The organism is Deinococcus roseus (assembly GCF_014646895.1).
Lineage (GTDB): Bacteria > Deinococcota > Deinococci > Deinococcales > Deinococcaceae > Deinococcus_C > Deinococcus_C roseus.
In genome coordinates this window covers 66,296-79,302 of the sequence record NZ_BMOD01000009.1, presented here as the reverse complement: position 1 = coordinate 79,302, position 13,007 = coordinate 66,296, and the positions used below count along the sequence as shown (strand labels likewise).

The window sequence follows — 13,007 nt, the reverse complement described above, 5'->3', positions numbered from 1 at the left end:
AAACAGGTGATGAATGTGAACAGCAAAACGTTGAAAAGCAAAGTGAAAATGACCGCACTTCTGATCGGCCTGGCTTCTGTGGCCCTGGCCGCTTCTGGCACCTACAAACTGTTGGTGAACGGCACCACCTCCAAAGTCCCGGCACTCATCCAGAATGGACAGGTCTACATTCCCATAGAGATTCTCAAAGCGGTGGGCATTCCCTACACCGTCCAGAATGGAGTGGTGGCGGTGGGTGTGCAGGGCGGGTCCACAGAAAAAACGCTGCTGGAAGGCTGCTTGAACGAATGGCTGTTCAATGGCATCTGGCGCATCAAAGTGGGCAACCTGCAGGCCATCCAGAAAGATGAAAACACCCCTGGCTGGGGTCTGGACATCGAGGTGCGCAACGGCAGCAAAATGACCCTCAACATGACCGACACTGGTGTGGATGGGGCCGGACTGGGGATGCATCTGGCCTTCAAGGATGCCACCACCCTGGGTGTGGACCCTTACGACGTGCAGAAACTGACCTTCAAGAACCTGCCCCAGAGTGCCACTGCAAAACAGCAACTCAAGTTTTATTACCCCATCTGGACCCCGGACAGCAGTGTGGAAAAACCTGTGAAACTGCTGCTGGACATCGACCCTGCCAGGCTCGGGTATTCTGTGAAGCAGGCAGGCGTGGCATTCAGCACCCCCAACCCCGGCTTCCGGGTGAACCTGACCTGCGACAAGTGAGGCCTGAAATGAGACACCTGCTGACCCTCTCGCTGACCCTGACCGGACTGGCCTTTGCCCAGACCCACCCCAGACTGTGGATCACCCCATCCGATGTGCCAAAACTGCAATCCTGGGCGAACAGCAAAAACCCCATTTACCAGGAAGGCCTGCTTCGCAGTGCCCTGGACGCAAAGACCCGCATGGATCAGGGAAGGCTGGAAGATGGGGGAGGTTTTGACTACGAATCCGACCCGCTGGAATCTTACGCTGCCCTGTTTGCTTTCATGTCGCTGATTGGGCCTGAGAAAGACCGACAGAATTACTTTGAACGCTCCAGAAAACTTCTGCTCAGGGTGGTTGCAGAGGCTGAAAAGGGCCTTGCAGAGGGCAAACCCTACCGGGATCCGGAATTCACCGTGCACAACCGTTCCCGCTGGCATGGGGCCGCCTGGGGCCTGACTGTGGACTGGCTGTACAACAAACTGAGTGCAGCAGAGAAAAAGCGCATTGCAAAAGTGTTTGTCCGCTGGACCACCGAGAACATGGACCTGAACCACGGTTACCCCTGCTCTGATCCTGGAACAGCATGCTTTCTGGAAGGCACCGAAACCCTGATGAACACCCCGGACCTGCTGAAAAGCGAAAGGGGGGTGCGCTGGTCCCAGAACAACTTTTACACCGCCCACACCCGCAATGCTGCCCTGATGGCCCTGAGCCTGAATGCCGAAGATGACCCCACGGGCACCCTGCAAAAAAACCTGAACCTGGCCCTGGGACGGCACCTTTACGTGATTGACCACGCCCTGAGCACCGTGGCAAAAGGAGGATTGGCCGGAGAGGGCTTCGAGTACAGCCCGCAGAGCATGGGTTACGTGGCGCAACTGCTGCTGGCCCTGCACACCTCCAGGCAAAACACCCTGCCCCAGAGCCAGTTCAGGAACCCCTTCTGGAAAGCCTACCCTCAGGCCCTGATGGGATCTTTGCTGCCCAGAAGCACCCAGGATTCGGATGCAGGACAGGTGTATCAGGCGCTGTGGTACGGAGATGGACAGGAAAACCACGCTCCAGATTCCATCGAAGCGCTTGGACCCCTGGGGATTTACGCCAGACTCAACGGAGACCAGACCACTGCAGCAGGCATGCGCTGGATTCAGACCATGGTTCCCCCAGGTGGCAAAAATGACCTTGCTTCCAGGGCCAGAGGGGGAGACAGCCGGTTCACCAGTGCGATCCTGTACTTCCTGCTCTTTGACCCCCAGGGCAAAATCCAGGACCCCAGACCCCAGTACCCCACCCACCAGAAGATTGAGGGCATCGGCAAAATCCTGGCCCGCACCGACTGGAGCGAAAACGCCAGTGGGATGTCCTTCACGTCAGGCTGGAACACCATTGACCATCAGGCTGCGGATGCCCTCTCTGTGGACTTCTTTTTCAAAGGAGAATGGATCCTGAAAAAACGGGTGGGATACGGCTTTGGCTGGTCGGCCTCGGACAACCAGAACGCTCCTCTGATCCAGAACGACCCCGCCGAACGGGACGATTACCGCAAACTGCTGTGGACCAGAGGTTCAGGCTGGCTGTACCGGCCCTCTGGAGATGCAAAACTGCTGGCCTCCAGTTTTGGAAAAGGCTACACCTACGCTCAGGGAGATGCCACTGCTGCATACAACTCCGATTATGAAGACCTGCATGGGGTCACCCAGGTTCTGCGCTCTGTGCTGTGGATCGAACCCGGTGCCCTGATGGTCTTTGATCAGCTGGCCACCGAAAAAAGCGGGCGGTTCAAGAAACTGGCCTTCAATTTTCCCACCCTCCTGAACCTCAAAGGGCGGGTTGCTCTGGGAAAAACAGGATCAGGTCAAACTTTCTCTGTGACCTCTTTGCTCCCGGAAAAAGCCACCCTGACCGTCAAAACAGCTCCAGCCAGAGAAGGGGAAACCGTGGGAGACCCTGACCCCTCGCCTGCAGCACACGGAGAACCTGCGTACCAGCGTCTGACCATCGAGGCAACGGGTGCCCCACAGCAAACCCAGTTTCTGACCGTGTTCAACACAGGCAAGGACACCCCGGTTTTGCTGAAAGATGCAACCGGCCTGGTGCTGGGAAACACCCTGATCTGCTTTGCCACCAGCGAAAAAGTGCAATATCAGGTTCCGGCAGGGGTGCAGAAGCAGTACATTGTGGGCCTCAAACGGGACACCCCTTACACTGTGAACCGCTCAGGCAGCATTGCCACCGTACAACCCGGATCAGGCCCAAAAAGCGATTCAGCAGGCGTGCTGGTCTTGCAGGAGTGATCCTGCAAGGATGCCTCCGGGTTACAATGCCTCCCATGACGGCATCCTTCAAACCCCCCTTCCAGCGCATTGCCAGCCTGACCTGCTCCAACACCGAAATCCTGGCTGCCCTGGATCTGGGACACCTGCTGTGCGCTGCAGACGATCACTCGGACTTTCCTGGTGAGGTGCTGAAAGACCTGCCCAGACTGGGACCGGACCTGCAGATTGACGTGCGGAGACTGCAGGACTTGCAGCCCGATCTGGTGCTGGCCAGCCTGTCTGTGCCTGGAATGGAAAAGGTGGTTCAGGAACTGGAAACCTCTGGCCTGAACTTTGTGGTGCTGGACCCCACCAGCTGGACAGGTGTGCTGGAAAGCATTCGCACGGTCGGGCAGGTCATGCGCTGTCAGGAACGTGCAGAAACCCTGATTGCAGCCATGCAGCAAGAAGTGGAGGCCCTGAAAGCCAGCCTGCCCGTGTTTTCACACCCACCCAGAGTGCTCATTGAATGGTGGCCCAGACCTGTGATTGTGGCCACCAGGGATTCCTGGATCACCGACATGCTGCACTTGCTGGGGGCAGAAAATGCTTTTGTGCATCTGGAAAAACGCTCCAGTCCTGTCACAGACCAGCAGGTGCTGGAGGCCCAGCCTGACCTGATCGTCTGCTCCTGGTGCGGCGTGAGGAAAATCCGCCCTGACGTGGTGTTCAAAAGGGAAAAGTGGGCATCTCTGGCTGCTGTGCAAGAACACCGGGTGGTGGTCATTCCCGAATCTGGACTGGGACGCCCCGGCCCGAGACTGATGGAAGGGTTCAGGGCACTGGCAGCAGCTTTGAAGGGTCTGAATGGTTCAAGCCCCTTTCAGTGACAGATGTTCAGTGACAGATGTTCAGCCATCCACACCGCAAAACCAGCAGGTGCAGCGGAGCCATCATCAGCACATTCCGGTCATTGGGAAAATTCAGCAGCTGCAATCCAGCCAGGTTGGAAAGGAAAAAGACTCCCAGCAGCACCAACCCCGCCACGATGGGTTTGAGGCTCAGGCCCCTGCACAGTTGAACACCCATGGAGATGAGCAAGAGCACCTCGGGCACGATCAAAAGCCATTTGGTGAGCTGCAGAGCAGAACTGAAGTTCAGTCCTGGACTGGAGACCAGAAACACGTCTTCTTGCCTCAGGTGTGCATGCAGTTGAAATCCTCCAAAGAAGAGTCCCAGCAGCCCATCGAACAGCAGCAGGTAAACCGCATGCTGGGTCAGCCAGGGTTTGAGCGCACCCTGAACTTGGTTTTTTCGGGTGAACATCCAGATCAGGCCCCACAGCATTCCCACCTCCAGCACCCGATAAACCACAGAGAAAGCCAGTTTTCGTCCCATCAAAGCCCAGAAAGCTGTTCCTGAAAGGACAGAAGCAAACACACTGTCCAGAACCGTCCAGAACAACAGACTGGCCCCAAAAAACAGCAAGATTGCCTTCAGCGGCTGTCTGGCAAGAAAAGCGGCAGCTTCGCGTCTGGGAAACAATTGCAAAACAATGCTCTGGACCAAAGTGTTCATCAAAAGGTTCAAAAGGGACTCCCCTTAAAGGATTTTGCTGGACCATCACTGGGGTTTGGACCGAACACAATCCACCAGACGGTACAGGTCTTCAAAATCATAGGTGTTGTAGGGGTAACCGTAAACCACCCCGTCATAAAGCAGTTTGCCAGAGGATTTGTTTGCAAGCTGGATGTACAGCGATCCATCATACACGGGAAATTTTTTGCCACTGTGCAGGGTGAAAGGGCCGTCTTTTTTGATCCATTGTTGCATCTTCAGAACCTGTTTTTCAGGTCTGAGCACACATCCACCCACTTCGGCAGGGTTTTTGCTGGACTGGGCCACATAGGCGTAAAGGTTGTTTTCTGCGTTGTGCAGCAGGTAAACCGTTCTGAACTGGGTTTTGTACTGGGTGACGATGCGGGTTTTGCTGCCCAGCACAGCCAGGGTTTTGCTGCTCAGAGGGGCAGCAGAAACGACAGAACAACCAGTCAGCACCAGAAAAAGCCCTTTGAAAAATCGCACATTGCCTCCAGTGTCAAAAGCAGGGTCAAGAAACAAGGTCAGGAAACTTCAGTTCTGGACAGCATTTCCAGCAGTTGCGCTGACACGCTCAGGGCGATCACTTCCGGGTCTTTGCTGGCAATGCTGGCAAGGCCCACCGGAGAGGTGATTCTGTCCAGATCATGCTGCACAAACCCCTCTTTCAGCAAATGTTGCCGGAAATTCTGGCGTTTGACCGTGGATCCGATCACCCCGATGAAGGGAAAATCAGGCCGTTTTAAGGCCATTTCCAGCACAGCAAGGTCGGTGGCATGGTCGTGGGTCATGATCAGGATCAGGGTGCCCTGCGGCAAATCTGAAACGGTGGCCTCCGGGATGGGCACTTGCTGTGCATGAATTCTGGCTCTGGAGGTGTCCAGTTCTGGAAGCTGGTTTTCACGGCTGTCAAAGAGGTGCAGGTCTATTGGCAACCTGCCCAGATGAAAGGCCACCGCCTGCCCGATGTGCCCCAGACCATAAATCGCCACGGACTGCCTTTTAAAGCGCACCACCTCGTACAGCAGGGTCACTTCGCCGCCGCAGCACTGCACGGTGTGGGCCGGGGTTTCTTTTGCCGTGAGCCTGAGGATTTCTGAGACGGGTTCAGAAGTGCCGTCTTGCAAAAGCTTGCGGGCCTTTTCAGCAGCGTGGTGCTCCATGAAACCGCCCCCCAGCGTGTGGTAAATGCGTTCCTCTGTCACCAGCATCTTCACGCCAGGTTTCTGGGGTGCATGGCCCCGCACCGCAGCCAGGGTGACCATCACGGTGTCCTCTCTGGTTGCGGCGAGTTTTTGCAGGGTGTCGGTCCACTCAGCCCAGAACATGGGTTTTCTTCAGGCTGGAGGCAAAGAAACTGACTTCTGGCGTGATGGGGGAGGGCACATCCGCAAAATGCCCGGTCAGGGTGTGGATGGCGTCCTTGAGGGCTTCCCGAACAGCAATGGCCAGCATCAGGGGGGGTTCTCCCACGGCTTTGGATCCGAACACCACGCCTTCCTGGGGCACGTTTTCCAGCAGGTGAACGTTGAACACATCCGGTGCATCCATCAGGGTGGGCAGTTTGTACGTGGAGGCATTGCGGGTGGCCAGCATCCCGGTGTCGTTCCAGCGCAGGTCTTCTAAAGTCAGCCAGCCCATGCCCTGAATGAACCCACCTTCAATCTGGCCGCGGTCGATGCTGGGGGTCAGGCTCTCGCCCACATCGTGCACGATGTCCACCTGCAGAACTTGGTGCATGCCTGTGACCGGATCGAGTTCAATTTCGGCCACGCAGGCCCCATAAGCGAAGTAAGCGAAAGGCCGACCAGCTGCTTTTTCCCTGTCCCAGTGGATGTTGGGGGTGGCGTAAAACCCATCACTGAACAGCTGGACGCGCTGGTAATAGGCGCTTCTGACGGCCTCCTCGAAGGTCCAGAGTTTTTCAAGCCCGTGCCAGAACGCCCCGTCTGTGAGGGTCAGGTGGGCTTTTTCCAGTTTGTGGAATTTTGCGACCACCTCCAGCAGGCGGTCTTTCAGGGTTTCGCAGGCGTTCCTGACGGCCCCACCGTTCAGATCAGAGCCGGTGGAGGCTGCAGTGGCAGAGGTATTGGGCACTTTGTCTGTGCGGGTGGGCATCACCTTGATTTTTTCGGTGGGGAGGCCCAGTGTTTTTGCAGCAATGGCCTGGATTTTGGTGTGCAGCCCCTGGCCCATTTCGGTGCCGCCGTGGTTGACCTGCACGCTGCCATCCTGATAGATCAGGACCAATGCACCAGCCTGGTTGTAGGCCGTCATGGTGAAGGAAATCCCGAATTTGACGGGAGTGATCGCCAGCCCTCTGACCCTGTTTTTGTTCTGGGGGTTCTTGCTCTGGGCATTGAAGGCGCGGATTTCCTCTGCGCGCTTCAGGTAATGGCTGCGCAGCAGGGCCTCTTCCCACACGCGGTTCATTTTCCAGGCGTCTGTGACCTGCTGGCCGTAGTGGGTGGTCTGCTCCGGGGTGTAGAAGTTCTTCTGCCGGATTTCATGGGGGGGCAGGTTCAGGGTGCGGGCAATCAGGTCCATGAGGTGCTCGATCACCACCATCCCCTGCGGCCCTCCAAACCCGCGAAATGCTGTCTGTGAGGTCTTGTGGGTCTTGCACACCCGTCCGGTCACCTGCATGTGCGGAATGAAATACGCGTTGTCCGAGTGAAAGAGCGCCCGGGACACAATCGGCTCGGAGAGGTCCAGGCTGTAGCCGCCATCTGCAAAGAGGTCCAGCTTCAGTGCCTGCAGCATCCCCTCAGAGGTGAACCCGATCTGGTACCGGGCATGGAAAGGGTGCCGTTTGCCGCTCAGGGTGGTGTCCTGGGCGCGGCTCAGGCGCACCAGCACGGGTTTCCCGGTCAGTTTTGCTCCCAGTGCGGCCACCGAAGCGTAGGGGTTGGACTGGGATTCCTTGCCCCCGAAGCCGCCCCCCATGCGGGTGCACTGCACGATCACCTCACTGCGGGGCACGCCCAGCACACGGGCCACGATGTCCTGGGTTTCGCTGGGGTGCTGGGTGCTGGAATGCACGTACATGGTCCCACTTTCGTCCAGTTTGGCGAGGCTGGCATGGGTTTCCAGATAAAAGTGTTCCTGTCCCCCAATGTCCAGTTCGCCTTCTTTCAGGTGCTCTGCGTTTTCCAGGGCCTGATCGATGGATCCTCTCGCCATGCGGATGGGCGCACTGTGGAAAGACCCTTGCCCAATGGCATCTTTCAGGTCCAGCACCGGCTTCATGGCCTCATATTCCACCTTGACCAGTTGTGCTCCGATTCTGGCCTGCTCACGGGTTTTGGCCAGCACCCACACCACGGCCTGCCCAGCGTACTCGATGGTTTCGGGAAAGAGGGGTTCATCGCGTCTGGAAATGCCGGTGTCGTTCTCTCCGGGCACGTCTTTGGCGGTCAGCACCCGCACCACGCCCTCAGACTTCTCTGCAAGGGTGGTGTCGATGCCCAGCACTTTCGCATGGGCATGGGGGGACTGCACCGGGTAGGCGTGCAGGGCGTGTGGGTGGTCCAGGGTCAGGTCTTCGGTGAATCTGGCGGTGCCGCTCACGTGCAGCCAGGCGCTTTCATGCTTGCTCATACAGAAACCCCCAGGTGCGCCTGAAAATAGGCCTCGATCAGCTTCAGGGTGACCTGTTTGCGGTATTCGCTGCTGGCCCGGTGGTCGCTGAGGGGCTTCAGGCTGTCCTGCAGAACCTCCATTGCCACTTTGAGGGCCTCATCCGGTTTTTTCCCGACCATGCGCTCCTCGGCTTCTCTGGCCCTGATGGGGGTGGCCGCCACCCCTCCGAGTCCAATGCGGGCATGGGAAATGACCCCCTCATCCATGCGGATGTCCAGCCCCAGGGCCACCGAACTGATGTCGTCGTGGTGTCGTTTGGTGACCTTGCAGAACTGCAGCGTTTCGGGAATCTCTGCAAATTCAATGGCCTGCACCAGTTCTCCGGGTTTCAGCAGGGTGGAACGGTACCCCGTGAAGAACTCCGACAGAAAGACCCGTTTTTCCCCTTCCAGCGTGGCAATGAACACCTGGGCATCCAGGGCCAGCAAGAGGGGCGCAGCGTCCCCGATGGGGGAGGCCGTCACCAGAGAGCCCCCAAGGGTGGCCCGGTTGCGGATCAGCCGGGAAGCATAGCGGTCCAGCCAGTCTCTTTTGAGTCCAGCAGGCAAAATGCTTTCCAGTTCGCTGAGGGTCACTGCCGCCCCCACCTGGTGCCCGTTTTCTGTTCTGGAGAGCACCTTCAGTTCCGGGATCAGGTTGACATCCAGATACCGTTCAGGCCGCACATCCCGCTGGTTGTACTCCACAATGGCGTCTGTGCCCCCGGCCAGAACTTTAGCGTCAGGATGGGCTTGCAGATGCAACAATGCGTCTTGCAGGCTGGTTGGGCGGCAAAAGTGCCCTGATTCCAGGGCCTGCACATCAGGAAGTTCCAGCGCAGAAAAAGCGTCCGGGGCATGTTCTGGCAGGGACAGGGCAGCGTCCCGGATGGCCCGATATCCAGTGCACCTGCAGAGGTTCCCCGAAATGGCCTCCAGATCAAAGGGCCGCTCCCTGTAATACTCCGCGAACATGCTCATCACGAAGCCCGGCGTGCAGTATCCGCACTGCGAGCCATTGAAGTTTACCATGGCTTCCTGTACAGGGTGCTGGTGCAACCCTTCAGCGGTCAGGACGTCATGATGAACCACGCTCCCGGTCAGGGTGAGGCAGGCATTCAGGGGGGTGTAAGGGCTTCCCTGCGGGCTGGCAGAACGGATGACCACCGCGCAGGCCCCACATTCGCCCTCTCCGCACCCTTCCTTGCAACTGGTGAAGCCCAGTTCCCTCAAGGTGTGCAGCAGGGGAACGGTCAGCTGTTCAGGATGGAGCAGGTGCTCAGTGCCATTGACCCTCAGAGAGGTTCTGGCTGCGCTGGATGTGTTTTGGGGTGAAACTGGAAAACTGCCCTCTTTCATACACCGGATGTCCTCTCACAAAGTTGTATAGCACTCTACCCCTCAGGGGGTGAGAAAGATAGGGGCTCAGCCTGTGGCGGTCATGAAGTTCTCCGGGGGTCAGCACCTTCTGTGCAGGGTCCAGAAGGAAAAAATCTGCATCCAGGCCCACCTGCAGTTTGCCCTTGCCTGCCATGCCCAGCACCTGTGCAGGATGTTCACTGAGCAGTTTTCCGATCTGCTCAAAAGTCAGGCCCAGGGTGAGCAGCACGCTTAAAGTGGTCTGCACACTGGAAATGCCGCCCCAGGCTGCAGCAAAATCGCCCCTTTTCATGTCTGGTGGTGCAGGCGAGTGGTCTGAGCCGATCACATCCACCCAGCCTTTCTCCACAGCTTTCAGGAGCATTCGGCGGTCCACCTCTGGCCTCAAGGGAGGGGCACATTTGAGAACCACCCCCTGGTCCAGCAAATCCTGCTCGTTGAAAAACAGGTAATGGGGGCAGGTTTCGATGCTGACTTTCACGCCCTGCTCTCTGGCGTTGAGGGCCAGCATCACGGCTTCCACATTGGAGAGGTGAACCAGATGCAGGTGACACCCGGTGTCTTTTGCAATGTCCAGCGCAATCTGCACGGCACTGTTCTCTGCCTGGGTGGGTCTGGACTGCGCGAAATCGGTCAGGCCATGGTAGGCCCCCAGATGCTGGGGATCCTCGGCATGCACCGCCACCGGGAGGCCCAGTTTGGCTGCGATCTCCATGCCCCTATGCAGCACGCCAGGACTGGCATTCTGGAATTCAGGCAGGCCCGAATCGCTCATGAAAGCCTTGAAGCCAATCACGCCCCCCGCAGCGAGTTCTTCCATCTGGTCCAGGTTGATGGGGGTGAGGCCGCCCCAGAGCGCATAATCGGTCTGGGATTGCTTCATGGCCTCTTTTTTGAAGTTCAGGCTGGCCATGTCCAGTGTGGCCGGGATGGAATTGAGGGGCATGTCCACAAAGACGCACCCTCCCCCGGCTGCAAAGGCCCTTGATCCTGTGAAAACCCCTTCCCAGTGTGTGTTCCCGGGTTCGTTGAAATGCACGTGCATGTCAATCACACCACTCAGGAGGGTCAATCCCTCTGCATCCAGAACGAGCTCTGCGTCTTCCTCCACTTCAGGGGAGAGCACGGAAATTTTCTCATCCTGAACGCCAATGTCCAGCTTCTCGCCACCAGGAAGCACTGCATTTCTGACCAGCAAATCCAGCATTCAAGACCCCCGATACGTGCTGTACCCAAATGCCGAAAGCATCAGGGGCACATGGTAATGGCGGCTCAGGTCCGTGACATGAAACCGGATGGGCACCACCGTCAGGAACCCACCCGTGATGCCAGCAGCATTGTGGTACTCCAGCACATCAAATTCCAGTTCATAGCTGCCCAGGGTCAGTTCCTCCGGGGCAAGCAAAGGTTCAGAGGTGCGACCATCTGCATTGGTGGACACCTCTTTGATCAGTTCCCGGTGTTCAGCCCAGCGGTAAAGCCTCAGCACCAGATTCTCTGCAGGCACCCCCAGGGTCAGGTCCAGCACGTGGGTGGTCAGACCGGCCATGTGACCTCCTCGTCCGCATAGAGTTTCACGCGGTTGAGGAAATGCTCTGCATCTTCCAGATAGAAGCTTCTGGTGATGCTGTCGATCAGGCGGGGAACAGCGTACTTCATGCTGGAAATGGACGCTCCACTCAGGCCCATGCTGGCTGTGGCTCCAAACGTGAAGTCGTACAGGTGCTTGAGCGGTGGGCAGCATCCAGGCTGGGTTTCCTGAAAAGCATAATCTGGTCCCAGGTACGGGTAAAACTCTGCAACATCGCCCTGCAGGGGGTATCTGTCGCCCCAGGTCAGGATGAACTCGCGGAACAGCTTAAATTCCGGGCGCACCCGTGGGTTCACCTGAAATCCCGTTCCGAAAATCACAAAATCAAAACGCTCCTCGCCCAGATCGGTGTCCACCACCACCTGCCCCTCCTCAAAGCGGGCAGACTTCCAGTTGCAGGACGGATGCAAGGTGAAAGCGGGATGGTTGCGGGTGCGAGAAACATTGTCCTCTGTGGGCGGTTGAGGGGCCAGCAGGAATTTCAGCCACTGCAGTTTCTGTTCATCGGGGAGGTCTGCGGTGTGCTTCAGAAACCCGGTGAACTCGAAGAAGCGGTAGTAATTCACGTTTGGGAAAGCCTTCTGGCGCATGTACAGGTCCACTTTTGCCCCGGCTTCCAGCGCACTTCCGGCATTGTCAAAAGCACTTGCTCCCGCCCCAAGCACCCCCACCCTTTTTCCTGCAAGATGCTCAAAATCGATCTCCTCGCAGGTGTGGGCGCAGTGGGTTCTGGGAAGCGCTGCAGCATACTCCGGGTTCTTCCAGAGGCCTGCCCCACCCATTCCGGTGGCCCACACCACCCTTCTGGCCCGGTGCGACTGGATGCCCTCCGGGGTTCTGTACACCACCTCGAACCCCTGGTCCAGCGGAATGATTTTTTGCACTTTGGACTGGTTTTCCACCGGAACACCCGTCATGTGCCGGAACCAGCGCAGGTACTCCATCCAGAGCGGGCGGGGAATTTTCCCCATGTTCCTGTACTCCTCCTCAGAAAAACGGGCCTCAAAGTAGGCCTGAAAGGTCAGGCTGGGAATGCCCAGATCTGGCCCGGTCAGGTGTTTGGGGGTGCGCAGGGTGCGCATGCGGGCAAAGTTCTCCCACACCCCCTCCTGGCCCTCGGGGTGCTCATCCAGCACCAGAATGCGGTTTACCCGTTCTCGCAGCAGGCCAAACGCAATGGTCAGACCTGCCTGACCTCCTCCAATGATCAAAACATCCAGCGTGTCCGGGGTTTCAGGAATCCAGTCGCGGGCCGGATAACGCAGCAACTCCAGGTCCTTTTTCACACGGTCTTCCAGTTCAAACAGTGTCACTGAGCGCCCCTTTCAGTCGGTGGTACACGATGCGTTCAATCTGCCCAATGGCCTCTCTGCGTTCAGAATCGGCATCGTTCATCAGGCGCACCTCGAAAGCCTGCAGGATCGAATCCACGGTGTTGTCTTTGACGGCAATGATAAAGGGAAAACCAAAACGCGATTTGTAGGCATTGTTGAGTTTCTGGAACAGCTCAAAACGCTCCGGATCCAGACGGTCCAGCCCCAGACTGCCCTGCTCATGCTGCGAGGCATCTGTCAATTTGGCTTTGGTGGCAAGGTCAGGGTGCGCCCGGATCAGGGCGAGTTGTTCTTCCAGGGTGGCATCCTGCAAGACCAGTTTGAAAGCCCACAGCATTCCTTCCAGGTCCTTGAAGGGCAGGTATTTTGTGGCCCGCTCAACCACCCAGGGGGAGTGCTCGAACAGCCACCCGAGTTCACGCACAAACAGTTCGCGGTCCAGCGTTTTAAGGTTCGCAAAGTTCAACATTCCAACTCCTTTCACCACACAGGTGGGGGGAGCGCGTTTCCAGAAGAACTTCAG

The 13,007-nt window shown here is 57.6% G+C and carries 12 protein-coding genes; 3 read left to right on the top strand and 9 right to left on the bottom strand.

What is annotated here, in order from left to right; all coding sequences use genetic code 11:
- The first annotated feature begins 15 nt into the window (after nucleotides 1-15).
- Genes IEY52_RS13175 through IEY52_RS13165 form a run of 3 tightly spaced genes read left to right on the top strand, consistent with a single transcriptional unit; the run spans nucleotide 16 to nucleotide 3,850 of the window.
- Entirely contained in the window at nucleotides 16-720 is a 705-nt protein-coding gene (locus IEY52_RS13175; RefSeq protein ID WP_189003163.1) for a hypothetical protein, read from the top strand.
- An 8-nt stretch (nucleotides 721-728) separates the two neighbouring features.
- The gene (locus IEY52_RS13170; protein WP_189003162.1) at nucleotides 729-2,999 is read left to right on the top strand and encodes a hypothetical protein; all 2,271 of its coding nucleotides are present in this window, start codon (nucleotides 729-731) and stop codon (nucleotides 2,997-2,999) included.
- 35 nt (nucleotides 3,000-3,034) lie between these two features.
- The gene (locus IEY52_RS13165) at nucleotides 3,035-3,850 is read left to right on the top strand and encodes an ABC transporter substrate-binding protein (RefSeq protein WP_229684782.1); all 816 of its coding nucleotides are present in this window, start codon (nucleotides 3,035-3,037) and stop codon (nucleotides 3,848-3,850) included.
- Between the two features lie 7 nt (nucleotides 3,851-3,857).
- Here IEY52_RS13165 and IEY52_RS13160 read toward each other — a convergent pair whose 3' ends face one another.
- From IEY52_RS13160 to uraD, 9 genes are read right to left on the bottom strand one after another with little or no spacing between them, the layout of a single operon-like run.
- Nucleotides 3,858-4,538 carry a hypothetical protein gene (locus tag IEY52_RS13160; RefSeq protein ID WP_189003160.1) on the bottom strand — a complete coding sequence of 227 codons (681 nt, stop codon included), beginning with the start codon at nucleotides 4,536-4,538 and terminating at the stop codon, nucleotides 3,858-3,860.
- A 45-nt stretch (nucleotides 4,539-4,583) separates the two neighbouring features.
- Entirely contained in the window at nucleotides 4,584-5,045 is a 462-nt protein-coding gene (locus IEY52_RS13155) for a hypothetical protein (protein ID WP_189003159.1), read from the bottom strand.
- A 38-nt stretch (nucleotides 5,046-5,083) separates the two neighbouring features.
- The gene (xdhC, locus tag IEY52_RS13150; protein WP_189003158.1) at nucleotides 5,084-5,887 is read right to left on the bottom strand and encodes a xanthine dehydrogenase accessory protein XdhC; all 804 of its coding nucleotides are present in this window, start codon (nucleotides 5,885-5,887) and stop codon (nucleotides 5,084-5,086) included.
- Nucleotides 5,874-8,159: a xanthine dehydrogenase molybdopterin binding subunit gene (xdhB, locus tag IEY52_RS13145; RefSeq protein WP_189003157.1), complete on the bottom strand. Its 2,286-nt coding sequence runs from the start codon at nucleotides 8,157-8,159 to the stop codon at nucleotides 5,874-5,876. Before xdhB ends, xdhC begins: the two co-directional genes overlap by 14 nt.
- Nucleotides 8,156-9,538, bottom strand: a complete 1,383-nt coding sequence (locus tag IEY52_RS13140) for an FAD binding domain-containing protein (protein WP_189003156.1) — start codon at nucleotides 9,536-9,538, stop codon at nucleotides 8,156-8,158. The genes xdhB and IEY52_RS13140 overlap by 4 nt, the downstream gene beginning before the upstream one ends.
- A complete protein-coding gene (gene allB, locus IEY52_RS13135; RefSeq protein ID WP_189003155.1) occupies nucleotides 9,459-10,766 on the bottom strand; it encodes an allantoinase AllB in 1,308 nt (435 codons plus the stop codon). The genes IEY52_RS13140 and allB overlap by 80 nt, the downstream gene beginning before the upstream one ends.
- Nucleotides 10,767-11,108: a hydroxyisourate hydrolase gene (uraH, locus tag IEY52_RS13130; protein WP_189003154.1), complete on the bottom strand. Its 342-nt coding sequence runs from the start codon at nucleotides 11,106-11,108 to the stop codon at nucleotides 10,767-10,769.
- A complete protein-coding gene (locus IEY52_RS13125) occupies nucleotides 11,096-12,463 on the bottom strand; it encodes an NAD(P)-binding domain-containing protein (RefSeq protein ID WP_189003153.1) in 1,368 nt (455 codons plus the stop codon). Before IEY52_RS13125 ends, uraH begins: the two co-directional genes overlap by 13 nt.
- Nucleotides 12,450-12,953 (bottom strand): 2-oxo-4-hydroxy-4-carboxy-5-ureidoimidazoline decarboxylase, encoded by a 504-nt coding sequence (gene uraD, locus IEY52_RS13120; RefSeq protein ID WP_189003152.1) that lies wholly within the window; start codon nucleotides 12,951-12,953, stop codon nucleotides 12,450-12,452. The genes IEY52_RS13125 and uraD overlap by 14 nt, the downstream gene beginning before the upstream one ends.
- Between the last annotated feature and the right edge of the window lie 54 nt (nucleotides 12,954-13,007).